The organism is Thermocatellispora tengchongensis, assembly GCF_014202315.1.
In the GTDB taxonomy this organism is placed as follows: domain Bacteria; phylum Actinomycetota; class Actinomycetes; order Streptosporangiales; family Streptosporangiaceae; genus Thermocatellispora; species Thermocatellispora tengchongensis.
In genome coordinates, this window is record NZ_JACHGN010000008.1 from 17077 (window position 1) to 42903 (window position 25827).

24 protein-coding genes are annotated in these 25827 nt (G+C 72.6%); 15 read left to right on the plus strand and 9 right to left on the minus strand.

The window, feature by feature from the left end; translation table 11 throughout:
* The first annotated feature begins 82 nt into the window (after window positions 1-82).
* From HNP84_RS19440 to HNP84_RS19475, 8 genes are all read left to right on the plus strand, one after another.
* Window positions 83-1744, plus strand: a complete 1662-nt coding sequence (locus tag HNP84_RS19440; RefSeq protein ID WP_185051187.1) for an ABC transporter substrate-binding protein — start codon at window positions 83-85, stop codon at window positions 1742-1744.
* Window positions 1745-1911: 167 nt separating this feature from the next.
* Window positions 1912-2925, plus strand: coding sequence for an ABC transporter permease (locus tag HNP84_RS19445; protein ID WP_185051188.1), 1014 nt, complete (start codon window positions 1912-1914; stop codon window positions 2923-2925).
* Window positions 2922-3746: an ABC transporter permease gene (locus HNP84_RS19450; protein ID WP_185051189.1), complete on the plus strand. Its 825-nt coding sequence runs from the start codon at window positions 2922-2924 to the stop codon at window positions 3744-3746. The genes HNP84_RS19445 and HNP84_RS19450 overlap by 4 nt, the downstream gene beginning before the upstream one ends.
* Window positions 3747-3753: 7 nt before the next feature.
* Complete coding sequence (locus HNP84_RS19455; protein ID WP_221336481.1) at window positions 3754-5748, plus strand: dipeptide ABC transporter ATP-binding protein; 1995 nt, start codon at window positions 3754-3756, stop codon at window positions 5746-5748.
* Window position 5749: 1 nt separating this feature from the next.
* Window positions 5750-7792: a hydantoinase/oxoprolinase family protein gene (locus HNP84_RS19460; RefSeq protein WP_185051190.1), complete on the plus strand. Its 2043-nt coding sequence runs from the start codon at window positions 5750-5752 to the stop codon at window positions 7790-7792.
* Window positions 7789-9453 carry a hydantoinase B/oxoprolinase family protein gene (locus HNP84_RS19465; RefSeq protein WP_185051191.1) on the plus strand — a complete coding sequence of 555 codons (1665 nt, stop codon included), beginning with the start codon at window positions 7789-7791 and terminating at the stop codon, window positions 9451-9453. The genes HNP84_RS19460 and HNP84_RS19465 overlap by 4 nt, the downstream gene beginning before the upstream one ends.
* Window positions 9446-11218: a hydantoinase B/oxoprolinase family protein gene (locus HNP84_RS19470; protein ID WP_185051192.1), complete on the plus strand. Its 1773-nt coding sequence runs from the start codon at window positions 9446-9448 to the stop codon at window positions 11216-11218. The genes HNP84_RS19465 and HNP84_RS19470 overlap by 8 nt, the downstream gene beginning before the upstream one ends.
* A complete protein-coding gene (locus tag HNP84_RS19475; protein ID WP_185051193.1) occupies window positions 11215-12807 on the plus strand; it encodes an amidohydrolase family protein in 1593 nt (530 codons plus the stop codon). The genes HNP84_RS19470 and HNP84_RS19475 overlap by 4 nt, the downstream gene beginning before the upstream one ends.
* A 108-nt stretch (window positions 12808-12915) precedes the next feature.
* On the opposite strand, the gene HNP84_RS19480 is transcribed toward HNP84_RS19475, so the two are convergent.
* Window positions 12916-13551 carry an isochorismatase family protein gene (locus tag HNP84_RS19480; protein ID WP_185051194.1) on the minus strand — a complete coding sequence of 212 codons (636 nt, stop codon included), beginning with the start codon at window positions 13549-13551 and terminating at the stop codon, window positions 12916-12918.
* 139 nt (window positions 13552-13690) lie between these two features.
* On the opposite strand from HNP84_RS19480, the gene HNP84_RS19485 reads away from it, so the two are divergent.
* A complete protein-coding gene (locus tag HNP84_RS19485) occupies window positions 13691-14584 on the plus strand; it encodes a LysR family transcriptional regulator (RefSeq protein ID WP_185051195.1) in 894 nt (297 codons plus the stop codon).
* A gap of 96 nt (window positions 14585-14680) precedes the next feature.
* The gene (locus HNP84_RS19490) at window positions 14681-15964 is read left to right on the plus strand and encodes an MFS transporter (RefSeq protein ID WP_221336482.1); all 1284 of its coding nucleotides are present in this window, start codon (window positions 14681-14683) and stop codon (window positions 15962-15964) included.
* A gap of 7 nt (window positions 15965-15971) precedes the next feature.
* Here HNP84_RS19490 and HNP84_RS19495 read toward each other — a convergent pair whose 3' ends face one another.
* The 3 genes from HNP84_RS19495 to HNP84_RS19505 are packed head-to-tail and all read right to left on the minus strand — an operon-like array spanning window position 15972 to window position 18243.
* Window positions 15972-16538 carry an NAD(P)H-dependent oxidoreductase gene (locus HNP84_RS19495; RefSeq protein ID WP_185051197.1) on the minus strand — a complete coding sequence of 189 codons (567 nt, stop codon included), beginning with the start codon at window positions 16536-16538 and terminating at the stop codon, window positions 15972-15974.
* The gene (locus HNP84_RS19500; RefSeq protein ID WP_221336483.1) at window positions 16535-17644 is read right to left on the minus strand and encodes an LLM class flavin-dependent oxidoreductase; all 1110 of its coding nucleotides are present in this window, start codon (window positions 17642-17644) and stop codon (window positions 16535-16537) included. The genes HNP84_RS19495 and HNP84_RS19500 overlap by 4 nt, the downstream gene beginning before the upstream one ends.
* A 32-nt stretch (window positions 17645-17676) precedes the next feature.
* On the minus strand, window positions 17677-18243 hold the full coding sequence (locus HNP84_RS19505; RefSeq protein WP_185051198.1) for a YceI family protein: 567 nt from the start codon (window positions 18241-18243) through the stop codon (window positions 17677-17679).
* Between the two features lie 104 nt (window positions 18244-18347).
* Between HNP84_RS19505 and HNP84_RS19510 the strand changes: the two genes are divergently transcribed.
* Window positions 18348-18824 (plus strand): MarR family winged helix-turn-helix transcriptional regulator, encoded by a 477-nt coding sequence (locus HNP84_RS19510; RefSeq protein ID WP_312925229.1) that lies wholly within the window; start codon window positions 18348-18350, stop codon window positions 18822-18824.
* A 535-nt stretch (window positions 18825-19359) separates the two neighbouring features.
* Here the strand turns inward: HNP84_RS19510 and HNP84_RS19515 are convergent.
* The gene (locus tag HNP84_RS19515; protein ID WP_185051199.1) at window positions 19360-19746 is read right to left on the minus strand and encodes a MerR family transcriptional regulator; all 387 of its coding nucleotides are present in this window, start codon (window positions 19744-19746) and stop codon (window positions 19360-19362) included.
* Between the two features lie 90 nt (window positions 19747-19836).
* Here HNP84_RS19515 and HNP84_RS19520 point away from each other — a divergent pair, with 90 nt between their 5' ends.
* Both HNP84_RS19520 and HNP84_RS19525 read left to right on the plus strand, forming a co-directional pair.
* On the plus strand, window positions 19837-20517 hold the full coding sequence (locus HNP84_RS19520) for an SDR family NAD(P)-dependent oxidoreductase (RefSeq protein ID WP_185051200.1): 681 nt from the start codon (window positions 19837-19839) through the stop codon (window positions 20515-20517).
* Window positions 20518-21375: 858 nt separating this feature from the next.
* On the plus strand, window positions 21376-21588 hold the full coding sequence (locus tag HNP84_RS19525; protein ID WP_185051201.1) for an EF-hand domain-containing protein: 213 nt from the start codon (window positions 21376-21378) through the stop codon (window positions 21586-21588).
* A gap of 54 nt (window positions 21589-21642) precedes the next feature.
* Here HNP84_RS19525 and HNP84_RS19530 read toward each other — a convergent pair whose 3' ends face one another.
* The 4 genes from HNP84_RS19530 to HNP84_RS19545 form a co-directional block, all read right to left on the minus strand.
* The gene (locus HNP84_RS19530) at window positions 21643-22317 is read right to left on the minus strand and encodes a helix-turn-helix domain-containing protein (RefSeq protein WP_221336485.1); all 675 of its coding nucleotides are present in this window, start codon (window positions 22315-22317) and stop codon (window positions 21643-21645) included.
* Window positions 22318-22394: 77 nt separating this feature from the next.
* Window positions 22395-23147: a thioesterase II family protein gene (locus HNP84_RS19535; RefSeq protein ID WP_185051202.1), complete on the minus strand. Its 753-nt coding sequence runs from the start codon at window positions 23145-23147 to the stop codon at window positions 22395-22397.
* Between the two features lie 342 nt (window positions 23148-23489).
* Window positions 23490-23849, minus strand: a complete 360-nt coding sequence (locus HNP84_RS19540) for a DUF3140 domain-containing protein (protein WP_185051203.1) — start codon at window positions 23847-23849, stop codon at window positions 23490-23492.
* A 43-nt stretch (window positions 23850-23892) separates the two neighbouring features.
* Window positions 23893-24303, minus strand: coding sequence for a DUF2267 domain-containing protein (locus HNP84_RS19545; protein ID WP_185051204.1), 411 nt, complete (start codon window positions 24301-24303; stop codon window positions 23893-23895).
* Window positions 24304-24471: 168 nt separating this feature from the next.
* Between HNP84_RS19545 and HNP84_RS19550 the strand changes: the two genes are divergently transcribed.
* Together HNP84_RS19550 and narJ are read left to right on the plus strand one after the other, a co-directional pair.
* Window positions 24472-25164, plus strand: a complete 693-nt coding sequence (locus tag HNP84_RS19550; RefSeq protein WP_312925233.1) for an HNH endonuclease family protein — start codon at window positions 24472-24474, stop codon at window positions 25162-25164.
* A 114-nt stretch (window positions 25165-25278) separates the two neighbouring features.
* Window positions 25279-25794, plus strand: a complete 516-nt coding sequence (gene narJ / locus HNP84_RS19555; RefSeq protein WP_185051205.1) for a nitrate reductase molybdenum cofactor assembly chaperone — start codon at window positions 25279-25281, stop codon at window positions 25792-25794.
* Window positions 25795-25827: the final 33 nt, after the last annotated feature.

Consider the following 25827-nt stretch of genomic DNA (forward strand, 5'->3'; position numbering starts at 1 on the left):
AAGCGCCGCCATCTTGTTCACTGAAACTTGCGTCTGATAGAACAGGCGCACGTTGTTCAGCACGGGTCTCTGGAGGGCTGCCATGGCCGGTTTGTCGCGCATGGGGGAGGGGCCGTCCCGGCGTACGGTGCTGCGGCTGGGCGGCGGCGTGGCGCTGCTCGTCGCGGCCGGGTTCACGAACGCCTGCGCGGCCGGGACCAAGGCCGGGCAGCCCGAGGGCGCCGCCTCGGAGACCGCGCCGGGCGGGGCCGCCGGCGGCACGCTGCGGATCGCGGTCAGCAGCTACCTGAGCAGCTGGGACCAGGACTTCGTCGGGTTCGACCTGACCGCGCTCATGCTGTACAAGAACGTCTTCCCCTACATGATCGACTACGGGGTGAAGTCCGTCGGCGGCGGGCAGATCCTCGACACCGGCGCCATCGGCCCGGCGTTCGCCGAGTCGTTCGAGCCCGACGCCGGCAACAAGGTCTGGACTCTGAAGCTGCGCAAGGGCGTCAAGTGGGCCAGCGGCAACGAGATGACCGCGCACGACGTGAAGTGGTCCAAGGACCGCGCGTTCGCCGCGCAGGCCAACGTCGCCGGCATCTATCGGCTGATCGGGCTGACCAAGGCCGACCAGGTGGAGGTCGTGGACGACTACACCGTCCGCTTCCACCAGGAGTTCGCCAGCGCGCTCACCCGGCAGATCCAGGCCATCTCCCTGTACGTGTTCGACTCGGTGGAGGCCAAGAAGCACGCCACGGACGCCGACCCCTGGGCCAAGGAGTGGTTCGCCAAGAACCCGCAGGCCGGCGGCTACTTCAACGTGGAGAAGGCCACCCAGGGGCAGGAGATCGTGCTCACCGCCAACCCGGGCTACCCCGGGCCCGACGCTCCCAAGACCGGCACGATCCGGCTCATGGTGGTGCCCGCCGCGGCCAACCAGCGGCTCCAGCTCCAGAACGGCGACATCGACATCGCGCTCGGCATCGGCAGGCGCGACATCAAGGACCTCAAGAGCGCCGAGGGCATCAAGGTCATCTCCGCGCCGAGCAACAACCAGGTCGCGATCCAGATGTCGGTGACGACCGCGCCGTTCGACGACGTCAAGGTACGGCAGGCGCTGGCGTACGCGGTGCCGTACGAGCAGATCATCCAGAACGTGTACGGCGGCGACGCCCGCCCGGCCAAGAGCGTGGTCCCGCTGGACATGCCCGGCTACGCCGAGACCGGCTACCCCTACGTTCACGACACCGCCAAGGCCAGGGAACTGCTCGGCGGGCGCACCATCCAGTCCGAGCTGGTGTTCCAGACCGACAACGAGGAGCAGCAGCAGATCGCGGTGCTGGTGCAGAGCGAGGCCAAGAAGGCGGGCATCGAGCTGAAACTGGCCCCGCTCGACCCGGCCACCCTGGCCGAGCGCCGGGAGAAGAAGAACATCCCGCTGCAGATCACCTCGGGCCAGTTGTGGGTGAACGACGTGGAGTACATGCTCGGCACCAGCTTCACCAAGGGCGCCGCGCTGAACTACTCCAACTACGTCAACGACGAGATCGAGGAGATCTTCGACAAGTCGCACACCACGATCGAGGAGGCCGAGCGGCTCAAGCTGTGGGCCCGGGTCCAGGAGATCCTGGCCGAGGACACCCCCTGGGTGATGATCTGCCAGCCCAACTTCAACCTGCCCGTGCGCGAGGAGGTCGCGGGCTGGGTGGAACCCATGGACGGCCTGGCCCGCCTCCGCTACCTCACGGTCACCAAATGACCCCGCACGAAACGACCGCGCGCCGCGTGAGCGGGGGCCGAGTGAGCACACGCCGAGTGACCGCGCGTGGGGTGAACGCGCGTGATGCGAGCGCGGTCCGAATGCCCGCGCGCCGGGTGACCGCGTACTTGATGAGCGCGGTCATGAGTGCGGTGGGCTGAGCGCTCATGCGTGTGCTCCGTTTCCTTCTGCGTCGCCTGCTTCAGCTCCTCCCGGTGCTGCTCGGCGTCGTCGTGTTGACGTTTCTGCTGGTCAGGGTGCTGCCCGGGGATCCGATCCGGACCATTCTCGGGCCCAACGCCACCGCCGAGGACGCCGCGGCGGCGCGGGCCCGCTACGGGTTGGACCAGCCGGTGTGGCGGCAGTTCCTGGACTACCTGGGCGGGCTGGTCACCGGCGATCTGGGCACCTCGATCCAGAGCGGCGCCCCGGTGGCCGGTGAGCTGGCGGTGCGGATCGGGCCGACGCTGGAGCTGGTGGTGATCGCGCTGGCGCTGGCCCTGGTGGTGGCGACGGCGCTGGGGATCTGGTCGGCGCGCCGGGCGGGGCGTTTCGGCGACCACACGGTGCGGATCGCGGCCCTGGTCGGCAACTCGCTGCCGGAGTTCTGGCTCGGCCTGGTGCTGGTGCTGCTCGGGTACAGCGTGCTGGGCTGGGCGCCCGCGCCGAGCGGGCGGGTCGATCCCGACACCGACCTGAGCCTGCTCACCGGCGCCGACCTGCTCGACGCCGCGCTCACCGGCAACGGGCCCGCGTTCGTCTCGGCGCTGCACCACCTGATGCTGCCGGTGCTCACGCTGGCGATCGTGATCGTGGCGCCGCTGCTGCGCAGCGTGCGGGCCTCGGCGCTGGAGGTGCTGGCCTCCGAGGCGTACGCGGCGGCCGAGGCGCACGGCCTGCGCGGCCGGCTGCTGCTGCGCGGCTACCTGCTGCGCGCCACCCTGGTGCGCCTGCCCGCCCTGGCCGCCCTGGTCTTCGGCTTCGCGATCGGATCGACGGTGCTGATCGAGTACGTGTTCTCCTGGCAGGGCTTCGGCCAGTGGGCGCTGCGCGGCCTGCTCTACCGCGACTACCCGGTGGTCCAGGCGTCGGTGCTGCTGATCGCGCTGTTCTACGTGGTGGTGTTCCTGATCGCCGACGTCGTGCACGCGGCGCTGGACCCGAGGGTGCGCATCTCATGACAAAAGACCTCAGGTTCGCCTCGTCGCTGATCGTCACGGGGTCGGTCATCCTCGCGGTGGTGGTGCTGGCCGCGCTGCTCGCGCCGCTGCTGACCGGCTGGGGGCCGGAGGAGATCGACCCGGCCGCCCCGCTGGCCGCGCCCGGCGGCGCCCACCTGCTCGGCACCGACCTCAACGGCATGGACGTGTGGAGCCGCGTGCTGTACGCCGCCCGGCTCGACCTGGGCGTCGCGGTGGTGGCGGTCGCGCTCGCGGTCGTCGCGGGCAGCCTGCTCGGGCTGGTCGCCGGCTACTGGGGCGGCTGGGCGGACGACGTGCTCATGCGCGTGGTGGACGTGTTCCAGGCGTTCCCCACCTTCATCCTGGCGCTGGCGGTGGCCGCGCTGTTCGGCGGCGGGACGCTCAACCTGGTGGCCGTGATCGCCCTGGTGAACGCCCCGGCGTACGCGCGGCTGGTGCGCGCCGAGGTCCGCTCGATCCGCGAGCTGCCCTACATCGAGGCCGCCCGCACCTCCGGCGCCCCGCCCTGGGGGATCCTGTGGCGGCACGTGCTGCCCAACAGCCTCACCCCCGTGCGCGTCATCGCCCCGCTCAACTGCGGCTGGGCCATGCTCACCCTGGCCGGGCTGTCGTTCCTGGGGCTGGGCGTGCCGGTGCCGGGCGCGGAATGGGGCGCGATGATCAGCCTGGGCACCGCCGACGTGGTGGCCGGGCGGTGGTGGACCTCGGTGCCGCCGGGACTGTTCCTGCTGGTGTGCGTGCTCGGCTTCAGCCTCCTCGGCGAGGGGCTGCAGGAGCGCGCCGACGCGGTGCGGAGGTGACGGCGCCATGACCCTGCTGTCCGTCGAGGACCTGTCGGTGCTGATCCGGCGCCCCGGGCACGAGGTGGCCGCGCTCAGCGGCGTGCACCTGCACGTCGAGGCGGGCGAGGTCGTCGGCCTGGTGGGCGAGAGCGGCGGCGGCAAGAGCATGGTCGCCCGGTCGGTGGTCGGACTGCTGCCCGCCGGCGCGCGGGCCACCGGCCGGGTGCTGTTCGACGGCGCGGACGTGCTCACCATGGACCCCGCCGCGCTCCAGGCGCACCGGGGCCGCGGCGCCGCGCTGTGCTTCCAGAACCCGCGCGGCGCGCTCAGCCCCACCAGGACGGTCGGCGCCCAGCTCACCGACCGGCTGCGCACCCACCGCGGCATGGACCGCGACCGGGCGCGCGAGGTCGCCGCCGAGCTGTTCGAGTCGGTCGGCATCCGCAGCCCGCGCCGCCGCCTGGACGCCTACCCGCACGAGCTGTCCGGCGGCATGGCCCAGCGCGTGATGATCTCCCTGGCCACGGGCTGCGCGCCGGGCCTGCTGATCGCCGACGAGCCCACCACCGGGCTCGACGTCACGCTGACCGGCGAGATCCTGAACCGGTTCCGCGCCGCCGCCAACACCGAGGGCCGGGGCGTGCTGCTCATCTCGCACGACCTCGCCTCCATCGCCCAGGTGTGCGACCGGGTGGTCGTGCTGTACGCGGGCACCGTCGTGGAGAGCGGCCCGGCCGCCCAGGTGCTCGGCGAGCCCGCGCACCCGTACACGCGGGCCCTGCTCCGCTCGGTCCCCGACCTGGGCGGACGGCCGGTGACCGCGACCCCGGGCGCGATGCCGCTGTTGCGCGAGCCGCCCGCGGCCTGCCCGTTCGCGCCGCGCTGCGCGCACGCCACCGGGGAGTGCGCCGCCGGGCGTCCCGAGCCGGCCGCCCTGGCCGCCGACTGGACCGCCGCCTGCTTCCACCCCCAGACCGCGCCCCTGGCCGGGACCGGGACGCGGATCGCCGAGCGGCGGGAGCGGGCGTCCGGAGGCGGCGCCGAGCCGCAGGTCGTGGCCCGCGTGCGGGACGCGCACGTCGTGTACCGGGGCCGGTTCGGCGGGGCCGGGCACCACGCGTTGCGCGGGGTGAGCCTGAGCGTCGCGGCCGGGGAGGCCGTGGGCGTCGTGGGCGAGAGCGGGTGCGGCAAGAGCACCCTCGCCCGGCTCATGCTCGGCCTGGTCGCGCCCGCGAGCGGTGGCGTGGAGCTGGCCGGGCGGCCGCTGGCCGAGGTGCGCGGCCGGGAGCTGCGCAGGCTGCGCACGCGCGCCCAGCTCGTCTTCCAGGACCCGATCGGCTCGCTCAGCCCCCGGCGCACGGTCGCCGACGCCATAGCCGAGCCGCTGCGCGCGGCGGGCGTGGGCCCGGCGGAGCGCGCCGAGCGGGTGGCGAAGGCGCTGGACCGCATGGAGCTGGACCGCTCCATGCTCACCCGCCGTCCGCACGAGCTGTCGGGCGGGCAGGCGCAGCGGGTCGGCATCGCCCGCGCCCTGGTGGGCGAGCCCGACCTGATCGTCTTCGACGAGCCGACCTCCGCCCTCGACGTGACCGTGCAGGCGCAGATCCTGGAGGTGATCGCCGGCGTCGCCCGCGACTCCGCGCGCGGCTCGGTGTTCATCTCCCACGACCTGGCCACCGTACGCGGCTTCTGCGACCGGGTGGTGGTGCTCTACCTGGGCAGGATCGTCGAGGAGGGCCCGGTGGAGCAGGTGTTCGGCGACCCGCGCCATCCGTACACGCGGGCGCTGCTGTCCGGCGCGCCGAGCCTGGGCGACGGCTTCGCCGGGCCGAGGGTGGAACTGACCAGGGACCTGGAGGAGGCGGAGGCCGGCGGCGGGTGCCCGCTCGCGCCGCGCTGCCCCTTCGCGACCCCCGAGTGCCGCGAGGGGGAGCCGGAGCTCCTGGCGTACGGCGGCATGCCCGGCCGCGTCGCATGCCGCCGGGTGGACGAGATACCCGCGCTGTTGGAGAGGCTGTGACATGACCCACCTGAGGCTGGCCGTCGACATCGGCGGCACCTTCGTGGACGCGATGGAGCTGGACACCCGCACCGGAGAGGTCCGCTTCCGCAAGGCGTCCACGACCCCGGCCCGGCCCTGGGAGGGCGTGCTCGACGCCGTCTCCGCGCTCGGCACCGACCTGGCCGAGGCGGAGCTGTTCATCCACGGCACCACCCTGGGGCTGAACGCGGTGCTGGAGCGGCGCGGCGAGCCGACCGGGCTGATCACCAACGACGGCTTCCGCGACATCTTCCTGATCGGCCGCGGCAACGTGCCCTCCGACCACATGTACGACTTCCAGTACCAGCGCCCGCCGAGCCTGCTGCGCCGCCGCCACACCGCCGGGGTGCGCGGCCGGCTCGACTACAAGGGCCGCGTGGTCGAGGAGCTGGATCTGGACGGCGTGCGGGCCGCCGCGCGCACCCTGGTCGAGGAGCACGGCGTGGTCTCGATCGCGGTGTGCTTCCTGCACTCCTTCCTCGACCCGGCCCACGAGCGGGAGGCGGCGCGGGTCATCCGCGAGGCGTACCCGGACGTGACCGTGTCGATCTCCACCGACATCGTCCGGGAGTACCGCGAGTACGAGCGCACCAGCACCACCGTCCTGGACGCCTACATCCGCCCGATCTTCGAGCGGTACGTGGACGAGCTGGAGCGCGGCCTGGCCGAGCGCGGCTTCGCCGGCCGGTTCCTGATCATGCGCTCCGGCGGCGGCTCGATGACGTCCGCGGTGGCCAAGACCTCGCCCACGCACACCGTGCTGTCCGGCCCCGCGGGCGGGATCGTGGGCGCGGCGCACATCGCCGGGGAGCTGGGCCGGCGCGACCTGCTCACCTTCGACATCGGCGGCACCTCGCTGGACGCGTGCATGATCGAGCGGGGCGCGGCCGTCGCGGCGTACGAGGCGCAGCTCGAACACTTCCCGCTGCTCATCCCCACCTACGACATCCGCACGATCGGGGCGGGCGGCGGCTCGATCGCCTGGCTGGAGCGCGGCCTGCTCAAGGTGGGCCCGCACAGCGCCGGGGCCGACCCCGGCCCGGTCTGCTACGGCCGCGGCGGCACCCGGCCGACCGTCACCGACGCGGCCGTGGTGCTCGGTTTCGTCGATCCGGCCCGCTTCCTCGGCGGCGACATGGCCCTGCACGCCGACGCCGCCCGCGAGGCGCTGCGGGAGCAGATCGCCGAGCCGCTGGGGCTGAGCCCGGTGGCCGCGGCGGCGGGCGTGTTCGACGTGCTGCTGGCCAAGACCGTGGGCGCGGTGCGCCAGATCACCGTGGAGCGCGGGCACGACCCGCGCGGGTTCTCCCTGCTCGCCTTCGGCGGCGCCGGGCCGCTGCTCGCCCCGCTGCTGGCCGCCGAGATGGGCATCGGCGAGGTGATCGTGCCGTTCGCTCCGTCGGGGTTCTCGGCCTGGGGCATGCTCAGCGCCGACATCGTGGACGACTTCTCCCGCACGGTCATGGCGACCCTGGACGACGCCGACCTGGAGGACCTGGAGTCGCGGTTCAAGGACATCGAGGCCGAGGCCGTGGCCTCGCTGGAGGGACAGGACGTGCCGCCTGACCGGATGGTGCTGGAGCGCCAGTTCGAGCTGCGCTACCTGGGCCAGGAGCACTCGCTGATCGTCACCGCGGGCGGCGCCCTGGACCGCGCGGCGATCCGGCGCGCCTTCGAGGAGACCCACCTGGCCCGCTACGGCCACGCCATGGACAACCCGCTGCAGATCCTCAACCTGCGGGTGCGCGGCATCGGCCGCACGGCCCGGCCCGAGCTGGTCACCCGGCCGCCGGGCGACGGCGATCCGGGGCGGGCGCTGCTCGGCCGGCGCGAGGCGTACGACTTCGGCGCGCGCGCCGTCGTCCCGTTCGACGTCTACGACCGGGCGCTGCTGGAGCCGGGCGACGCGTTCGCCGGCCCCGCCCTGGTGGACGAGGGCACCTCCACCACGGTGGTGCCCTCCGGGCAGCGGGTCGAGGTCGATCCGCACGGCTACCTGCTGGTGACGGGGGTGACGGCGTGACCGGGCGGCTGGACGGGGCGACGGCGGAGGTCGTGCGCAGCTATCTGCTGGCCGCGGCCGAGGAGATGCGCGCGACGCTGATCCGCACGTCGTTCAACCCGGTGATCTACGAGGTGCACGACTTCGGCCTGTCCATGTACGACGCCGACCTGCGGCTGATCGCGGAGGCGACGGGGCTGACCTTCTTCCTCGGCGCCAACGACTTCTCCCTGCGCAAGGGCGTGGAGTACGTCGGGAAGGAGAACCTGCGGCCCGGCGACGTGGTGCTGCTGAACTACCCGTACTGGAACGCGGCCCACGCCTACGACGCGACGCTGTTCTCGCCGGTGTTCGACGGCGAGGACCTGGTCGGGTTCCTGTGCGTGCGGGCGCACTGGATGGACCTGGGCGCCAAGGACCCGGGCTACGTGCTCGACTCCACCGACATGCACCAGGAGGGGCTGATCTTCCCGGGCACCCGGGTGTTCACCGCCGGGGTCCCGAACAAGGAGATCATCGAGCTGATCCGGTTCAACTCCCGGATGCCCGACCTGGTGATCGGCGACCTGAACGCCCAGGTGGCCGCGCTGCGCACCGGCGAGCGCCGGTTCCTGGAGATCCTGGCCAAGTTCGGCCGCCCCACGGTGGAGGCGGCGGTGGAGCGCATGATCGAGGACGGCGAGGAGCGTACGCGCGCCGCCCTGGCCGCGCTGCCCCAGGGCACCTGGACCGCGGTGGACTGGCTGGACGACGACGGCATCACCGACGAGCCGGTGCGGATGCAGGCCACGGTCACGATCGAGGACGGCACGTTCACCGTGGACTTCGCCGGCTCCTCGCCGGCCGTGACCGGGCCGATCAACATGCCGTTCGGCGCGACCGAGGCGATCTGCAAGGTGATCCTGAAGTCGCTCACCTCGCCCGACGAGCCGTCCAACCACGGCACGACCGTGCCGCTGCGGGTGCGCGCCGAGCCCGGCACGCTGTTCCACGCCGTCTACCCGCAGCCCACCTTCACGCTGTGGACCGGCATCGTCGCGGTCGAGCTGATCCTCAAGGCGCTGGCGCAGGGCATGCCGGACCGGCTGCCCGCCTCCTCCGGCGGCGACGTGCCCGGCTTCATGATGGTCGGCACCCACCCCGACACCGGCCAGATGTTCGCGGTGAGCAACAACGACGTCGTGGGCTGGGGCGCGACGGCCGCGCACGACGGCATGAACGCCGCCACCCACGTCTCCGGCAGCGCGGGCCGCACCACGCCGATCGAGGTGATGGAGGCCAGGACCGGCATGTTCTTCGAGCGGGTGGAGATGCGCGCCGACTCCGGCGGCGCGGGCCGCCACCGCGGCGGCGTCGGCGTACGGCGGGACATCCGGTTCGTGACGCCCGGCGAGTTCCTGAGCGTCATCAAGAAGACCAAGGCGCGCCCGTGGGCGCTTGCCGGTGGCCACGAGCCGGAGCCGAACCAGGTCATCGTCTTCCCCGGCACCGAGCGCGAGCGGCGGGTCAGCACCAAACGGACGCGTGTCGAGCCGGGCGACCGGGTGACCCTGCTCACCGCGGGCGGCGGCGGGCACGGCGACCCGCGCGAGCGCGACCCCGAGGCCGTGCGCGAGGACGTCGCCGAGGGCTACGTCTCCCGCGAGGCCGCGCGGGAGGTCTACGGGGTGGAGGATGCCTGAGGGCGTGGACGGCGCTGGTGTGGGCGGCGCTGGTGTTGACGGCGCTGGTGTTGACGGCGCGACCGTCGAGGTCGTGCGCAGCCACCTCACCTCCGCCGCCGAGGAGATGCGCGCCACGCTGGAGCGCACGGCGTTCAACCCGGTCATCTACGAGGTGCGCGACTACGGCATCTCCGTCTACGACCCCGAGCTGCGCCTGGTCGCCGAGTCCACCGGCCTGAGCCGGTTCCTGGGCGCCAACGACTTCTCCCTGCGCAAGGGGGTGGAGTACGTCGGTAAGGAGAACCTGCGGCCGGGCGACGTGGTGCTGCTGAACTACCCGTACTGGAACGCGGCCCACTCCTACGACGCGACCCTGTTCTCCCCGGTCTTCCTGGAGGAGGACCTGATCGGCCTGCTGTGCGTGCGGGCGCACTGGATGGACCTGGGCGCCAAGGACCCGGGCTACGTGCTCGACTCCACCGACATGCACCAGGAGGGGCTGATCTTCCCGGGCACGAAGGTGTACGCGGGCGGCGTGCCGAACCGGGAGATCATCGAGCTGATCCGGTTCAACTCCCGGATGCCCGACCTGGTGATCGGCGACCTGAACGCCCAGGTGGCCGCGCTGCGCACCGGCGAGCGCCGCCTGATCGACCTGCACACCCGCTACGGCACCGCCACGGTGCGGGCCGTGATCGACACCGTGGTCGCCGCCGCGGCCGAGTCGGCCGCCGAGGCCGTGGCGCGGCTCCCGCAGGGCACCTGGACCGCGGTGGACTGGCTGGACGACGACGGCGTCACCGGCGACCCGGTGCGGATGCAGGCCACGGTCACGATCGAGGACGGCACGTTCACCGTGGACTTCGCCGGCTCCTCGCCGGCCGTGCCCGGCCCGGTCAACCTGCCGCTCGGCGCCACGATCGCCACCTGCCGGGTCGCGTTCAAGGCGATCACCACGCCCGGCGAGCCGGCCAACGCCGGGCACTTCGCGCCGCTGCGGGTGCGCGCCGAGCCGGGCACCCTGTTCCACGCCGTCTACCCGGCCGCGACCTTCACCCAGTGGACGGGCACGGTCGCGCTCGAACTCATCTACAAGGCGCTGGCCCAGGGCATGCCGGACCGGCTGCCCGCCTCCTCCGGCGGCGACGTGCCCGGCTTCATGATGGTCGGCACCCACCCCGACACCGGCCTCATGTTCGCGGTCAGCAACAACGACGCCGTCGGCTGGGGCGGCACCCCCGCCCACGACGGGATCGGCCCGGCCAACCATCTCTGCCAGACGCAGGCCCGCAACACCCCCATCGAGGTACTGGAGGCCAAGACCGGCATGTTCGTCGAGCGAATGGAGATCCGTGAGGACTCGGGCGGCCCCGGCCGCCACCGCGGCGGCCCCGGGCTGCGGCGCGACATCCGCTTCGTCACCCCCGGCGAGTTCCTGACCGTGATCAAGAAGACCAAGGCGCGCCCGTGGGCGCTGGCAGGCGGGCACGAGCCGGAGCCGAACCAGGTCATCGTCTTCCCCGGCACCGAGCGCGAGCGGCGGGTCAGCACCAGGCGGACGCGTGTCGAGCCGGGTGACCGGGTGACCCTGCTCACCGCGGGCGGCGGCGGGCACGGCGACCCGCGCGAGCGAGACCCCGAGGCCGTGCGCGAGGACGTCGCCGAGGGCTACGTCTCCCGCGAGGCCGCGCGGGAGGTCTACGGCGTCGAGATCCGCGGTGCTGAGATCCGCGGTGCTGAGATCCGCGGTGCTGAGATCCACGGCGTGGAGGCCGCGCGATGAGCCGTACCGTGCTGGTGAACTGCACCGTCGTGGACGCCCGCGAGCGGCCCGTCTCCGGCGCGGCCGTGCTGATCGACGGCGGGCGCATCGCGGCGGTGGGCCCGTACGCCGAGGTGATGCCCGCGGCGGGCGACGCCGTGGTGCTGGACCTCGGCGGCGCTTACGTCACTCCCGGCCTGGTCAACATGCACACGCACCTGTCGCTGTCGCTGCCCGGCCCCGGTGGCGAGAGCGTCAGGACGCTGGGCCCGTACGAGCTGGCCCTGTACATGGCCGACGGCGCCCGCCGCACCCTGCACAGCGGCGTCACCACGGTGCGCTGCGTGGCGGAGAAGGACCACGCCGACTTCGCGCTGCGCCGCGCGATCACGGCCGGCCGGGTGCCCGGCCCCCGGATCTTCACCGCGGGCCGCGCGCTGGTGTGCACCGGAGGCCACGGCCACGAGGGCAGCGACACCCTCGAATGCGACGGCCCCGACGCCTTCCGGCGCGGCGTGCGCGCCCAGATCAAGGCCGGGGCCGACCTGATCAAGGTGATGATCTCCGGCGGGATCGCCGGGGAGCACGAGCGCATCGACACCCCGCAGCTCTTCGCCGACGAGATGCGCGCCGTGCTGGAGACCGCGCACGCCTGGGGCCGCAAGGTCACCGCGCACGCCGGCCCCGCCCCGGTGGTCGCCCAGGCGGTCGAGCTGGGCCTGGACTGCGTCGAGCACGGCTACCAGCTGACCCCCGAGGTCGTCGCGGCGATGGCCGCGCGCGGCACCGCCCTGGTGCCCACGCTGCTGGTCACGCGGTGCAAGGCGTTCTTCGACGAGCTGGGCGTGCCCGAGTGGATGCAGGCCCGCTCGCTCGGCGCCGGGCCACGGCACCTGGAGAGCTACGCCATGGCCCTGGAGGCCGGGGTCGAGGTGCTGCTCGGCAGCGACATGCCGCCGTTCTGGGACTTCGAGGGCACCAGCGCCACCGTGCGCGAGCTGGAGCACATGGCCGAGGGCGGCCTGAGCCCGGCCCGCGCCCTGTACGCCGCGACGCTCGGCCCGATCCGCTGGCTCGGCGCCGAGGCCGAGCTGGGCACCGTCGAGCCCGGCAAGCACGCCGACCTGATCGCGATGGACGCCGACCCGCTGGCCTCGGCCTCGGCCTTCCGCTCGATCCGCTGGGTGATGAAGGGCGGCGAGGTCGTCCGCGATGACCGCGCGGCGGTCCCGCCCGACCCCGATCCGGTGGCGGCGGCCATCGACGACATGTACGACGCCTTCCTCGCCGCCGACCGGGCCCGCTTCGACTCCCACCTGCACCCCGAGGTGACCACCTGGGAGACCCACCTGCCCGGCCCGCTGCGCACCCGCGCCGAGCTGGACGCCTACCGCGAGGCCCGCGACTCCTCCGGGGAGCGGCCCGCGCTCGCCCGCCTGGCCGCCGAGGACAAGCGGATCGACGTGTGGGGCGAGGTGGCCGTTGCGCGCTACGTGCTCGTCGCCGAGCAGCCCGGCGCCCCGGCCGAGCGTACCCGGGTCACCGACGTGCTGCGCCGCACCGGCGGCGCCTGGCGCATCGCCCACCACCACGCCGAACTGCTGCACTGAGGAATCCGTTCCCGATTCGAGGCCCGGCGCCGCGCCCGCGGTCTCGGGATCGTCGTGGAGCCCCTGCCGGTCGCGCCGGCATGGGCTCCACACGACGCTTGGGGGGACCTAGTCGGTCACGTGCTTCCTGACGTTCGTGGTGAGCGCGTTCTGGTGCCTCCACGAGCGGAGGTGCTGGTAGATCACCTCGCCGAAGCCCGTGGCGGCGTTCGGGTCGCGGGTCCAGCCCCCCAGGAGCTCGGACCCGACGGCGAGCCAGTTCACCGGGATCACCCCCGCCTGGACCAGGCGCATGACCGCGGTGTCATGGGTCTCCTTGGTGGTGGCGGCGGAGGCGTCCACCACCGCGTACACCTCGTAACCGCGATCGACGGCGGTCAGCGCGGTCAGCGCCAGGCAGACGTCCGTCTGGATGCCCGCCATGATCAGCCGCCGGCGCCCGCTCGCCTCGACGGCGGCCGCGAAGTTCTCATCGTCGAACGCGTCGAACACCGGGGGCCGCACGATGACGGGGTGATCACCGAGGACATCCTGGAGCTCCGGGTACAGCGGACCGGCCGGGCCGTCGTCGGAGCCGTTGGTGACGACCAGCGGCGTGCCGAAGACCTTCGCGATCTTGGCGAGGGCGAGGGTGCCGTTGAGGTTCTCCTCGATCGTGTGGGATCCGATCAGGTTGGAGAAGCCGATCGCGTGGTCGATCAGGACGATCGCCGCGTTGTCGGCGGAAAGCGGAGTACGTGCCATCACTCTTCCTTCGGGATTACCGGTACGGGGCTGCCGATCGTTTCGCCGGCGCCACGAGTCGATCGTGCGCCTCGGCTATCCATCATGTCCAACGAATCATGGCGAACCGAAGTATCGCGTATCGCGATACGATGGCCGGGTGCAGCCGCATCAGCTCGAATACTTCGTCGCCGTCGCCGAGACGGGCAGCTTCACGGCAGGTGCCCAGCGTGTCCGGGTGGTGCAGTCGGCGGTGTCGGCGGCCGTGCGCCAGCTCGAACGGGAACTGGGCAGCACCCTGTTCGTCCGTGGCCGCAGGATCAGCCTCACTCCCGCGGGTGAGGCGCTCCTGCCGCGAGCCCGCGACGTCCTGTGCGCGCTGGAGGCCGCCACCGCCGCGGTCGCCGCCACGCGCGGCCAGGTCACCGGCACGGTGAACCTCGGCATGATGCACCACGTCGGGGGGTTCGACCTGGCGGGCCGTCTGGCGTCGTTCCGGCGCAGGCATCCGGCGGTCGTCGTGCAAGGGCGCTCGTCCACCGCGGGGACGCGTGACCATCTCGACGCGCTGCGCCGTGGCGACCTGGACCTCGCGCTGGTCGCGACCCCGACGGACACGGTGCCGGGGGTGCACCTGCAGAGCCTGGACAGCGAGCCGCTCCTGCTGGTGTGCCCCGTGTCCCACCCTCTCGCCTCCTCCGGGACGATCCGGCTGGAGCAGATCGCCGACGAGGCGTTCATCGACTCCCCGGCGGGCTGGGGCAACCGCTTGCTGGTCGACTCGGCCTTCGCCGCCGCGGGCCTGCGTCGTACCGTCTACACCGAGACCATCGACTTCACCATGGCGCAGTCGCTGGTCGGCGAGCGGCTCGGCGTGGCGTTCGTGCCGGCGACACTGGTCCGGGCGGATCCCCGGCTCGTCGCGCTCGACGTCGATCCCGCGCTCATCTGGACGGTGCGTCTGGCCCGTTCGGCGAGCCGTCCGCTGTCCGCGGCCGCCGCCGCCCTGGCCGCCGAGCTCAAGGCGGGCACACCGTCGCCGGAGGACCCGTAGGCCCTCGGCTTGCGCCCCTATGTATCGCGTGTCGCGATAGTTGGATTCAGGATGATTCGTTGGACACGATGAGGGGAGGGAATGCACGATCGCCGCGTGACATCTCCAGCAACGATCCGGCGGCGGCACCACGCCCGCGGTTTCTGGATCATCGGTTACACCTTCGCCGTCACGATGGCCTTCGCGGGCGCCCCGGTGCCGCTGTTCGTCATCTACCAGGAACGGGAGGGCTTCGGCACCGTCGCGGCCACCATCGTCTTCGCCGCGTACGCGTTCGGCGTCATCGCATCCCTGTTCCTGGCCGGTCACCTTTCCGACCGCTTCGGACGGCTGCGCATGATCGCTCCCGCGGTGCTGCTCAATGTGCTCGCCGGGCTGATCTTCCTGACCTCGACCGATCTGGGCATGCTGATCGTCGCGCGCGTTCTCTCCGGCCTGGGCGTGGGCATGCTCACCGCCACGGCCACCGCGCACATGACCGAACTGCACGGCACGGCCCGTCCGGCCATGGGCCGGCCCGCAGGTCACACGTCGGCCATGGCCCGGCCTGCGGGCCGCGCGCCGGCAACAGGCCGGCCTGCGGGCCGGGCCGAGACGATGTCCACGGCCGCGAACATCGGCGGGATCGGCGCGGGCATGCTCGTCGCGGGCATGCTCGCCGACGTCACCCCCGCGCCGCTGCACACGCCGTACCTGGTTCTGCTGTTCGCGATGCTCGGCGGCCTGCTGCTGGTCCCCCTCGTTCCCGAGACGGTCTCGGGTGTGGACGGACCCTGGCATTACCGGCCGCAGCGCGTCGTCGTACCGCCGGAGTCCAGGGCCGCGTACGCGGGCGCACTGGTGGCGGGCTTCGTGGGTTTCTCCATGTTCGGGGTGTTCAGCGGACTGTCCGGGGCGTTCCTGGCGGGGCAGCTCCACATCACCTCGCACGCGGTGGCCGGTGCCGTCGCCTTCGCCGCGTTCGGCGCCTCGGTGACGGCTCAGACGGTCACGGGCGGATGGTCCACCAGGGCGCAGCAGACGGCCGGGGTCATGCTCCTGGCTGCCGGCCTCGTCCTGCTGGTCGGGGCGATGCAGGCGGTGGCCTTTCCGGTGTTCGTCGTCGGCGGGACCGTCACGGGCGCCGGAGCGGGCGTGTTGTTCAAGGCGAGCGTGGGGACCGTCGTCGCCATCGCGGCGGGCCGTTCGCAGGCCGAAGCCCTCGCCGGGCTCTTCGTCGCCTCCTACCTCGGGATGTCGGTGCCCGTCATCCTGCTCGGCGTCCTGATGCAGGTCATCCCGATCCCCATCGCCGTGCTCGTGTTCGGGGCGGTCATGCTCGCGCTGCTCGCCGGTGCGAGCGTGCTGCCGCGCACGCGGTGGGCGCAGCAGCACGAGTGACGGGATGTCATCCGGCGGTGGCCGGCTCCCGATCGGCCAGTGCCCTCAGGCGCGGCATGATGTCGTTCACACCGACTTCGACCCGGCTGTACACCTCGCCGTTGAGGACCAAGGTGCCGTCGAAGTCACCCGCGTTGGCGTAGAAGCCGACCGGCGCGGTCGCGGCCTGGAAGAAGCCGAACAGCGGCCGGAGCGCGTGCTCGATGACGAGCGCGTGCCGATCGCTTCCCCCGGTGGCCACCAGGATGACGGGCTTGTTCGCAAGGCCGTACTGGTCGACCAGGTCGAAGAAGTGCTTGAACATCCCGGAGTACGACGCCCGGAACACCGGTGTCGCCGCGACGAGCACGTCGGCTTCTTCGACCAGCCGGAGCCGGCGTTCGACCTCGGGTGACACGTCCTCCCGGGCGATGGCGCCGGTGAAGCTCGGCCCGAGCCGGTGGACATCCACCTGATGGAGCTCGATCGGCAGGAGTTCGCCGAGCCGGGATGTGACGAGCCCGGCCAGACCCATGGTCTTGGATCGCTCGTTCGGGCTGCCGTTGACGACGACGACGCTCAGGGCTCGGCTCATGCCGCGCTGCCCGCGGTGCGGGACACCTCACGCCGCATCACCGGCGCGACCTCGGTGCCGAGTCGTTCGATGGCGGCGAGATGGTCGCGTTGCGGCATGTGGCCGTAGCCGAGATGGAAGACGGCCCGGGTCACCCCGTAGAGCTCGTGGTAGGTCATCAACTTGTCGATGACCTCCTGCGGACTACCCACGAGCAGCCCTCCGCCCGGTGTCGCCTGCGCGTCGAAGGCGGCGCGCGGCAGGTCGAACCCGGCTCCACGCTGGTGGTTGTTCTCCCGAATGCCCACCTTGAAGTACGGATACATCGTGTCCCGAGCGCCCTGGCTCGTCGCGCCGACATAGCCGTGCGCGGTGATGCCGACCCGCGCGTTCGCCGCCGGATGGCCGGCGGCCTCGAATGCCTCGTAGTACTTCGCCACCGCGCCGGTGAACTGACCGATCGGCCCGAGCACCAGGCCGAGCGCCAGAGGCAGGCCCAGCGAGCCCGCCCGGACGGCGGAGGCGGGAGTGCCGCCGCTGCCGACCCAGATCGGCAGCTCGCCGACCGGACGGGGAGCGACATCGAGCCCGGTCAGGTCCCGGGTATGCGGGCCGCCACGCCAGACCGCGGGGTTGCCGGCGCGGATCGCGAGCAGGGCGTCGAGCTTCTCCCGGTAGAGGTCCGCGTAGTCGGCGACGTCGTAGCCGAACAACGGGAACGACTCGGAGAAGGAACCCCGGCCGGCGATGATCTCGGCCCGGCCGTCGGACAGCAGGTCCAGCGTCGCGAAGTCCTGGAAGACCCGGACCGGGTCCTCCGAGCCCAGCACGGTCACTCCGCTGGTCAGGCGGATGCGGTTGGTCCGGGCGGCCACCGCCGCCAGGATGACGGGCGGAGCGGAAGCGACGAAGTCGGATCGGTGATGCTCACCCACCGCGTAGACGTCCAGGCCGACCTCGTCGGCCACGACCCCTTGCTCCACGATTTCCGCCATGCGGTCGCGCGGTGACATCAGTGCGCCGGTCCTGAGATCGGGGCTGATCTCACCGAAGGTGATGACCCCTACTTCAAAGGAATGTGTCATTTCCATCCTCAACGGGATTCGGCCTTCGGCGCGGGTGGGCACCCCGCGCCCGAGGTCGGTTGCGTATCGACATGTCAGACCGGCTTGATCGCGGCGAGCTCGAACTCCAGCGTGATCTTGTCGCTGACCAGGGCGCCGCCCGTCTCCAGCGCGGCGTTGAAAGTGATGCCGTAGTCCCTGCGGTTGATGACCGCGGAGCCCTCGAAACCTACGCGGTGGTTGCCGAACGGATCGACGACCCCGCCCTGGAACTCGAACGGCACCGTGACGGAATTGGTGACGCCCCTGATGGTGAGGTCGCCGGTCAGCTCCGCCGTCTGCTCGCTGGTGACGTGAACCCCGGTGGAGATGAAGGTGATCTCCGGGAACTGGTCCATCGCCAGGAAGTCACTGCTGCGCAGGTGCTCGTCACGCTGCTGGTTGCGGGTGTCGATGCTCGCGACCTTGATGGTGACGTACGCGGTGCTCTTGCCGCGGTCCTCCGCGTTGATGCGCAGGCCGCCGTCGAACTCGTTGAACTGGCCACGCACCTTGGTCACCAGGGCGTGCCGGGCGACGAACCCGATCCGGCTGTGGGCGACATCGAGGACGTAGTCGCCGGAGAGGTCGGACAGGGTGGTCGTCGTCGCGGTGCTTGTCATGTCGGTACTCCTGAGATCCGTAAACGCCACCAGAAATCGGTGACGTGTCACTTAATGACAGGCACCATACATGACGTGTCACCTAACCGGCTAGACTGGACCCCGTGGCTGAAGTAACCGACATCCCGTGGCTGAACGACGACGAGCAGCGCATGTGGCGGCAATGGATGGGCCTCAACGCGGAGCTTCTGGCGACGCTCAACCGCGAGATGCAGGCCGACTCCGGGCTGTCCAACCCCGACTACCAGGTGCTCGTCGTGCTGACCGATACCGCCGAAGGGCAGATCCGCGTATCCGACCTGGCCACGACGCTGCAGTGGGAACGCAGCCGGGTGTCGCACCACGTCGCGCGGATGGAGAAACGGGACCTGGTGTCCCGGCGCGGGTGCCCCGACGACGGTCGTGGCGCCTTCGTCCGCATCACCGAGACGGGGCGGGCCGCCATCGAGCGCGCCGCGCCTGCGCACGTACTCGCCGTACGGCGCCTGGTCTTCGACGCGCTCACCGAGGACGAGGTGGCTCAGCTCAACGAGATCTTCGGTCGGCTGCGCTCTCGTGCCGGCCTGGCGACCACCGAATGACGGGCGGATGAGCGGAGAAGCCGGCGCCGCGCCCGCGACTGGTCATCGAGCACGATCGGTGCGAGGCGCCCCCGGCGCGGGTGTCAGGCGCGGTCGGCATGGCGGCGTAGCGGGGTTCCGTACAGCCGCGCGTGCCTGCGGCGGTAGGCGGGCCATCAGTGGAGGCGGAACAGCAGCCGGACCGGCATCGGGAACCCCTTGAGCGCGCGGCGGACCAGATGCGGGGAGCCGGCCGCACACGCCCAGCCGAACAGCAGCGGCACCCGCCCTCGATCATAGCCGCGGACCACCTTCAGGCTGTGCGCCGCCCACTCGGCCGGGCCGATGTGCGCGCGGATCAGCGGGACCGCGTCGCGTTCCTCGTCATCCAGATGGCACCGCAGCGCGCTGTGCAGGCGGCGCAGCGCTCGACGCGCGCGGCGGCCGGGCGGGACCGGTCGCCGGCCTGGCCGACCCGCACCTGACCAAGTGAAGCGCGAGCCGCGGTCCGGCGCAAGAGTTTGCGGTACGGCAGGCGGTGCGGCCCGCGTACGTCTCAGAGCCGTTCGCGCTGGTCGGGTCCGTCGCCGCGTAGGGCGGCGGCGAGCATGGCGTCGAGCGCCTGCTGGGACGATCGGAGCCGTGTGATCGCCTCGGTGATGCGGCGGCGCTCTTGCCGCAGGCCGGCCACCATTCCGGGACAGCTCGACGGTATGAGCCGCTCACCGTCGTCGTGGACGCAGTGCAGCAGCCGGGCGATGACCGTGGTGGGCAGGCCGGCGGCCAGCAGGGCGCGGATGTGGCGCACAGCGGCGACGTCCGATTCGGAGTACTCACGGTAGCCGTTCGTGAGCCGCAGCGGCCGGAGCAGCCCCTGCTCCTCGTAGTAGCGCAGCAGCCGCCGGCTGACTCCTGTCCTCGCGGCCAGGGCACCGATCCGCATGTGACTCCCTCGCTCCGAGGTTGACCTTCACACCGATGTGACACCTTAACGTCCTGGTTGTCAGCCATCATCCAGCGAAGGAGCCGTGTAATGCCGGGAGCAGTGGTCATCGGAGCGGGTCCGGGCATCGGCCGGTCGGTCGCCCGCCGGTTCGCACGCCAGGGCCTGCCGATCGCGCTCATCGCGCGGACCCCCGGAACGCTCGCCGGCGTGGCCGAAGCCGTTGCCCCCTTCGGTGTGCCGGTCATCTCGCTGACCGCCGACTGCACCGACGAGACGGCGCTGCGCGCCGCCCTCGACGCGGCGACCGATGAGTTCGGCCTCCCGGACGTCGTGGTCTACAACGCGGCGCTCATCCGGCCGGACGCGCCCGGACAACTGCCCGCGCAGGCCCAGTTGGACGCCTGGGCGGTCAACGTGGTCGGTGCCCTCACCGCCGCCGCCCACCTCGCACCCGAGATGGCGCGGCGCGGGAGCGGCTCGTTCCTCATCACCGGCGGAATGCCCGAGCCGAAGCCGCAATACGTCAGCCTCTCGCTCGGCAAGGCCGGAGTGCGAACCTTGGTCGCCCTGCTCGACCAGGAATACGGGCCCTCCGGAGTCCACGTGGCCAGTGTCACCGTGGACGGTCCCGTCGCTGCGGGTACGGCCTTCGACCCGGACGACATCGCCGAACACTACTGGCGGCTGCACACCCAGCCGCGACACGAATGGCGGCGGGAAGTCCTCCACGGCGGCGGCGCCGAGAGCGGCTCCGCCGGGAGCATCTGACCGGAGCGTGGGCTGCCGGCTGGCCGGCAGCCCGTCCCGCGCGACGCGCCTCGCGCGCCGGATCGCCAACGAGATCAAGGCCGGCGGCAGCGCCGACCCCGGCGACGGTCCCGGTCATCCGCGACCGCGTGGCGGCGGGCCCCCGGCAGGCCGGCCGCGATCCGAACGAGGTGGGCCCGGTCGTGGGCCCGGTCGTGGGCATGGTCGTGGGCATGGTCGTGGGCATGGTCGTGGGCATGGTCGTGGGCCCGGTCATGGGCATGGTCATGGCCGCGGTGTTGGGCACGCTCATGGACGCATGCATGGGTGCGGTCACGGTCGTGGGCGCCGATGGTTGTGCGGCGCGGGACAGGGTGCGCGCGGAGGCGCCGATGGTTGTGCGGCGCGGGACAGGGTGCGCGCGGAGGCGCCGATGGTTGTGCGGCGCGGGACAGGGTGCGCACGGAGGTGGCGATGTGCCTCGCGGTCGTGGCCGGCCTCGACCCCATCGCGCACCTGCCGCCCGATCTCGTGTCGCGGGTCAAGGTCCTGGTGGACGACGACCGCCACACCGAGGCCGGCCGGCTGATCCCGGGCGACGTGCCGGACCTGTTCGCCTTCTCCGGCACCCCGGACCAGGGGGGCGGCGCAGCCCCAGGCCCAGGCCCTGATCGACGCCGGCGCCGCCCGGGTGGAGTTCGGCGCCCCGCGCGGCCTGACCGACGGCCGGGGCGTCCACCTCTTGGGCACCGCGGTTCTGCCGCAGCTCAGGTGGTGAGCAGGCTGGTGGGCCGCGGGCCGGGCCGGGTGCGCGTCGTTTCCGCGGCACGCTAGGTTAATTCGGATCACATGGCACATAGGCTGCGAAAGGCGGTCATCGTGGCGGAGGAAGTTTCCGAGGCACGGCTGGGGCGGCTCCGCGAGGAGTTCGCGGCCATCGACACCGACGGCGACGGGTACATCACCGAGGCCGAGTTCCGGGCGCACTTCCCCGGGCTCCCGGCCGAGGCCCTGCCCGCGCTGAGCCTCGACGGCGACGCCGACGGCGACGGCCGCTACTCCCTGGAGGAGTTCATCCGGCTGATGCCGTGAGGCTCCGATCGGCCCGGGTGTTTCACCCGGGCCGAACACGGTGAAATTCCGCGCTCAGAACAGCCGCGGCGTCACCACCGACACCACCGTGGTCACCCGGTCGGTGTCGTTGTACATGCTGTGCGGCGTGGAGGAGCGCAGGTGCAGGCTGTCGCCCGGGTAGAGGCGGTGCTCGACGCCGTCCACCTCGTACAGCAGCTCGCCCTCCAGCACGAAGGCGAACTCCTCGCCCGCGTGGCCGTAGGCGTCCTCGCGCTTCCCGCCGGGGGCGATGTGCACCAGCATGGGTTCGAGCACCAGGCCGGGGCCGCGGGCCGAGAGCATGCGGTAGGTCTGCTGCCCCGAGACGTACTCGGTGGCGGCGGTCTCGGCCCTGGTCAGCGTGAAGTGCGGCGGCGGCTCGGCCGGGGCCGCCGCGGGCGCCGGGGCGGGCGGGGCGGGCGGCACGGTCGTCTCGGGCGCCTCGCGCGGGCCGGTGGCCTCGGGCGCGTCGTCGAAGAACTCCGCCACCCCCCGGTCCAGCGCCGCGGCCACGCTGTTCAGCGCGGTCAGCCCGATCGAGGAGATGCCCCGCTCGACCTGGGACAGGAAGCCGATCGACAGGCCGGACCTGGTCGCGAGGCCGCGCAGGGTGAGCCCGCGCTCCTTGCGGAACCGCCGCATCCGCGCGCCCACGATCCCCTGCCGCTCGCCGTCCTCACGCCGGCGCTCGACCTCTGCACGCCCCACCGGACCCCCTTCTGTCGTGTCCTGTCGCGATTGTTCGCTCTAGCTAAACATAGTTCACGACACGGACCCGCGGGGGATCACCGGGGGCCGATTCTGGCCGCGAGGGCCTCGGTCACCTCCGCCTCGCGGCCGGCGAGGTAGAAGTGGTCGCCGGGGAAGACGACCACCTCGCAGCCGCCGGTCGTCAAGGCGCCCCACCCCTTGGCCTGCTCCGGGGTCACCTCCGGGTCGGCGTCGCCGACGAAGACGGTGATGGGGCAGCTCAGCGGCGGCCCGGGGCGGTGGCGGTAGGTCTCGATGATCCGGTAGTCACCGCGCACCGCGGGCAGCAACAGGTCGCGGATCTCGGGATCGTCGAGCAGCTCGGCGTCGGTGCCGCCGAGCCGGCGCAGCTCGGCGACCACGGCGTCGTCGTCGCCGGTGTGCACGTCTCCGGGCGTGTGCCTGTCGGGGTCGGGCAGGCCCGAGACCACCAGGTGGCGCAGCGGCACGATCTCGGTGCGCTCCAGCACCCGCGCCACCTCGTACGCCGTGTAGGCCCCCATGCTGTGCCCGAACAGCACCACCGCCTCGGCCCGCAGCCCGGTCAGCACGGCCGCGATCCCGGCCACCAGGTCGGCCATCCGCTCCGGCACCGGCTCGCCGAACCGGTCCAGCCGCCCGGGGTACTGCACCGCCGAGACCTCGATGCTCGGCGGCATCCGGGAGCCCCAGGTGCGGTAGAACGCGGCGGTGCCTCCGGCGTGGGGCAGGCAGACCAGGCGGACGGGGGCGTCTGGGCGGGGCTGGAAGGTGCGCAGCCAGCGCTGCGCCTGCGGTGTGGTGGGCACCTGTAAACCCTATTCGGCCGGGCTCGCGCGCGCCGTCCGGGGCGGGGGCTCCGGCCGGTTCCGGCACGGCAATCGCCTTGTGTCCGTAAAAGCGGGTTTTGCCCCCTCCCGAATCGGGGACGGTCACCTCCGGACGGGCGGCGAGGGTCTGCGGGAGGGCCCTCGCCGTCCGTGTCACCTCGCGGCCCTTGGGCGGCGAAGGCGGCCACGCCGGTCACGGATCGCTACCGGCCCAGAGCCGCGCGATGCCCCACCCGGCCGCGAGCGGCCGGCGCGATGCCGCACCCGGCCGCGATGCCGCACCCGGCCGCGAGGGCGCCGTCCGGCCGGGGGAGCGAACGATCAGCCCGTCACGTCCTCCGGGCTCGTGGGGCGCAGCGGGTCGTGCCCGACCGACATCAGGGCGTGCCGCCACTCCTCGTCGCGGGCTCCGCTCGGCGGCGGGTCGGCCAGCCTGCTCTCGACCAGATCGACCACGTCGCGCATCGTGTCCACGTCCTGCGCGGTCAGGTCGGCCTTGCGCTTGCCCAGCACGTGCAGCACGCGCCGGCCCAGGCCGCCCACGCCCAGGTCGGGATCGGGCGTGAAGCCCTCCTCGCCGGACGCGGCGGTGAGCAGCCACGCGCGCAGCTCCTCCGAGCTCATGTTCACGACCCGGTGGAACTCCTCCCAGAGAGGGTCCACATCGGTCCGCTCGGCCATGGGGTACTTCCTCCTCACACGTTCCGACGGCGGACGGGCGCGCTCAGCCCATGCGGCCGGAGCTGCCGGCGGTCACCAGCTCGCGCAGGTCGGGGGAGAGGCTGTCGCGCACCTTCTGCATCACGCTGCCCTCCGTGGCCTCCGCGGTCACCTCCAGCACCACCCGGGCGAGGTAGGCCGCCTGCGGCTCGTCGGCGCCCGCCCGCTCGGCGACGCGGTGCAGGAACTCCTCGCGCCCGAACCGCTCGCCGGTGCCGAGGCCGCCGTACACCTCCGTGCGCCGCAGGTGCTCGCCGATCTCGTGCGGGAGCTGGGCCGCGACGTTGTCGGCCAGGCCCTCGGGGACGCGCTCGCCCAGCGTCTCCAGCGTCGCCCGGATCGCCCGCTCGGCCTTGTCCCGGCCGGACAGCTTGGCCCGCGCCTGTACCTGCCCGATGAACTCGTCGTGCCGCATCGTTCCCCCTTTCCTCGTACGGCGTCTCATCGCCCCCTTCCCCCGCATCGCCGCCGAAACCCGGTACGGCTTCGTCACCGGCCCGTGGCGTTAGGCGCGCGGCGCCGGGGGAATCCCGCCCCCGGGTCGAGGTGCGCACGGGAGGCGGCGCTGGGCACGCGGGATGTGGTGACGGTTCTGGCCGCCGCCGTGATCATGGTCTCCATGGCCGCCGCGCACGAGGGCGCGCCGGTCCGCGCCGTGCCGCTGCGCAACCCCGAGGGCACCCTGCCGGGGCTGGCCCCGATGACCGAGCCCGCCGACCGGGGCGCCGGGGCCGCGCTGATCGGGCGGCTGCGCACGGGCGAGCGCGGCTCGCTGCGCGGTTACAGCCGCGAGCGCTACGGCGAGAACTGGACCGACGCCGCGACCAACATCCCCTTCGCCCGCAATGGCTGCCGTACCCGCGACGACATGCTCGCCCGCGACGGCGAGCGCGTGGTGTACGGCACGCGGTCGCCGTGCGGGGTGGCGGCGATGACGCTGACCGATCCCTACACCGGCGAGGCGATCGAGTGGCGCCGGTCCGACGCCGACCGGGTGCAGGTGGACCACGTGGTGCCGCTGGCGTACGGCTGGCGCATGGGCGCCGCGCGCTGGCCGCTCGCCAAGCGCACCCGCTTCGCCAACGACCCGCTCAACCTGCTGCCGGTGCGGCGCGAGGTGAACCAGGCCAAGGGCGGCCGGGGACCTGCCCAGTGGCTGCCGCCGCTGCGCCGCGCCCGCTGCTCGTACGCCGTCAGGTTCGCCCAGGTGGCCGCGAAGTACCGTCTTCCGGTGACGAAGGCCGACAAAAAGGTCATGCTCGCGCAGTGCCGATGACCCGCGCCGGGACCGACTGCCAGGATGAAACAGGACCAAAGACTCTGATCCAGCCCGCCGCCGGCACGCCAGGCTGTACTCGCCCGGTCGGCGAGCAGGGGAGGAACGGCAGGCATGAGAGAGCGCGTGGTGCACCTGGTGGCGTCGGTCCTGCTGGGCAGCCCGGACGAGCGTCAGGCCGAGGCCCGCCCGCTGCTCGCCCGCGCCGTGGAGGGACTGCCCGACGGAGAGGCGGCCCGCGCGCTGCGCTCCTTCTTCGATCGCACCGCCGGCACCCCGGTGCGCGAACTGGCCGCCGAGCACGCCGACGCCTTCAGCGCCCGCCGGCACAGCTCGCCCCGGCTGACCTTCTACCTCGCGGCGACCTCGCGGGAGCGGGGGCTGGCCCTGCGCCGCTTCACCGCCGCGTACGAGTCGGCCGGGTTCCGGCCCGCCCCCGAGGAGCCCCCGGACCACCTGGCCGCGGTGTGCGAGCTGTCCGCGCGCGGCGGCACCGAGGCGGCGCTGACCCTGCTACGCGAGCACCGCCCCGGCATCGAGGTGCTGCACCGCTCCCTGTCCACCCGCGATTCCCCGTACGCCGACGTCGTCGCGGCCGTTCTGGCCACGCTGCGACCCCGGACCCCGTAGCGTTGTCCGGGGGCATCGAGCGGGATCACGGTG

Excerpts from the sequence above, each read along its gene's own strand:
- HNP84_RS19440 (WP_185051187.1), top strand. The coding sequence starts at position 83 with ATGGCCGGTTTGTCGCGCATGGGGGAGGGGCCGTCCCGGCGTACGGTG.
- HNP84_RS19445 (WP_185051188.1), top strand. The coding sequence starts at position 1,912 with ATGCGTGTGCTCCGTTTCCTTCTGCGTCGCCTGCTTCAGCTCCTCCCG.
- HNP84_RS19450 (WP_185051189.1), top strand. The coding sequence starts at position 2,922 with ATGACAAAAGACCTCAGGTTCGCCTCGTCGCTGATCGTCACGGGGTCG.
- HNP84_RS19455 (WP_221336481.1), top strand. The coding sequence starts at position 3,754 with ATGACCCTGCTGTCCGTCGAGGACCTGTCGGTGCTGATCCGGCGCCCC.
- HNP84_RS19460 (WP_185051190.1), top strand. The coding sequence starts at position 5,750 with ATGACCCACCTGAGGCTGGCCGTCGACATCGGCGGCACCTTCGTGGAC.
- HNP84_RS19470 (WP_185051192.1), top strand. The coding sequence starts at position 9,446 with ATGCCTGAGGGCGTGGACGGCGCTGGTGTGGGCGGCGCTGGTGTTGAC.
- HNP84_RS19475 (WP_185051193.1), top strand. The coding sequence starts at position 11,215 with ATGAGCCGTACCGTGCTGGTGAACTGCACCGTCGTGGACGCCCGCGAG.
- HNP84_RS19480 (WP_185051194.1), bottom strand. The coding sequence starts at position 13,551 with ATGGCACGTACTCCGCTTTCCGCCGACAACGCGGCGATCGTCCTGATC.
- HNP84_RS19495 (WP_185051197.1), bottom strand. The coding sequence starts at position 16,538 with ATGAGCCGAGCCCTGAGCGTCGTCGTCGTCAACGGCAGCCCGAACGAG.
- HNP84_RS19505 (WP_185051198.1), bottom strand. The coding sequence starts at position 18,243 with ATGACAAGCACCGCGACGACGACCACCCTGTCCGACCTCTCCGGCGAC.
- HNP84_RS19515 (WP_185051199.1), bottom strand. The coding sequence starts at position 19,746 with ATGCGGATCGGTGCCCTGGCCGCGAGGACAGGAGTCAGCCGGCGGCTG.
- HNP84_RS19520 (WP_185051200.1), top strand. The coding sequence starts at position 19,837 with ATGCCGGGAGCAGTGGTCATCGGAGCGGGTCCGGGCATCGGCCGGTCG.
- HNP84_RS19540 (WP_185051203.1), bottom strand. The coding sequence starts at position 23,849 with ATGGCCGAGCGGACCGATGTGGACCCTCTCTGGGAGGAGTTCCACCGG.
- HNP84_RS19545 (WP_185051204.1), bottom strand. The coding sequence starts at position 24,303 with ATGCGGCACGACGAGTTCATCGGGCAGGTACAGGCGCGGGCCAAGCTG.
- narJ (WP_185051205.1), top strand. The coding sequence starts at position 25,279 with ATGAGAGAGCGCGTGGTGCACCTGGTGGCGTCGGTCCTGCTGGGCAGC.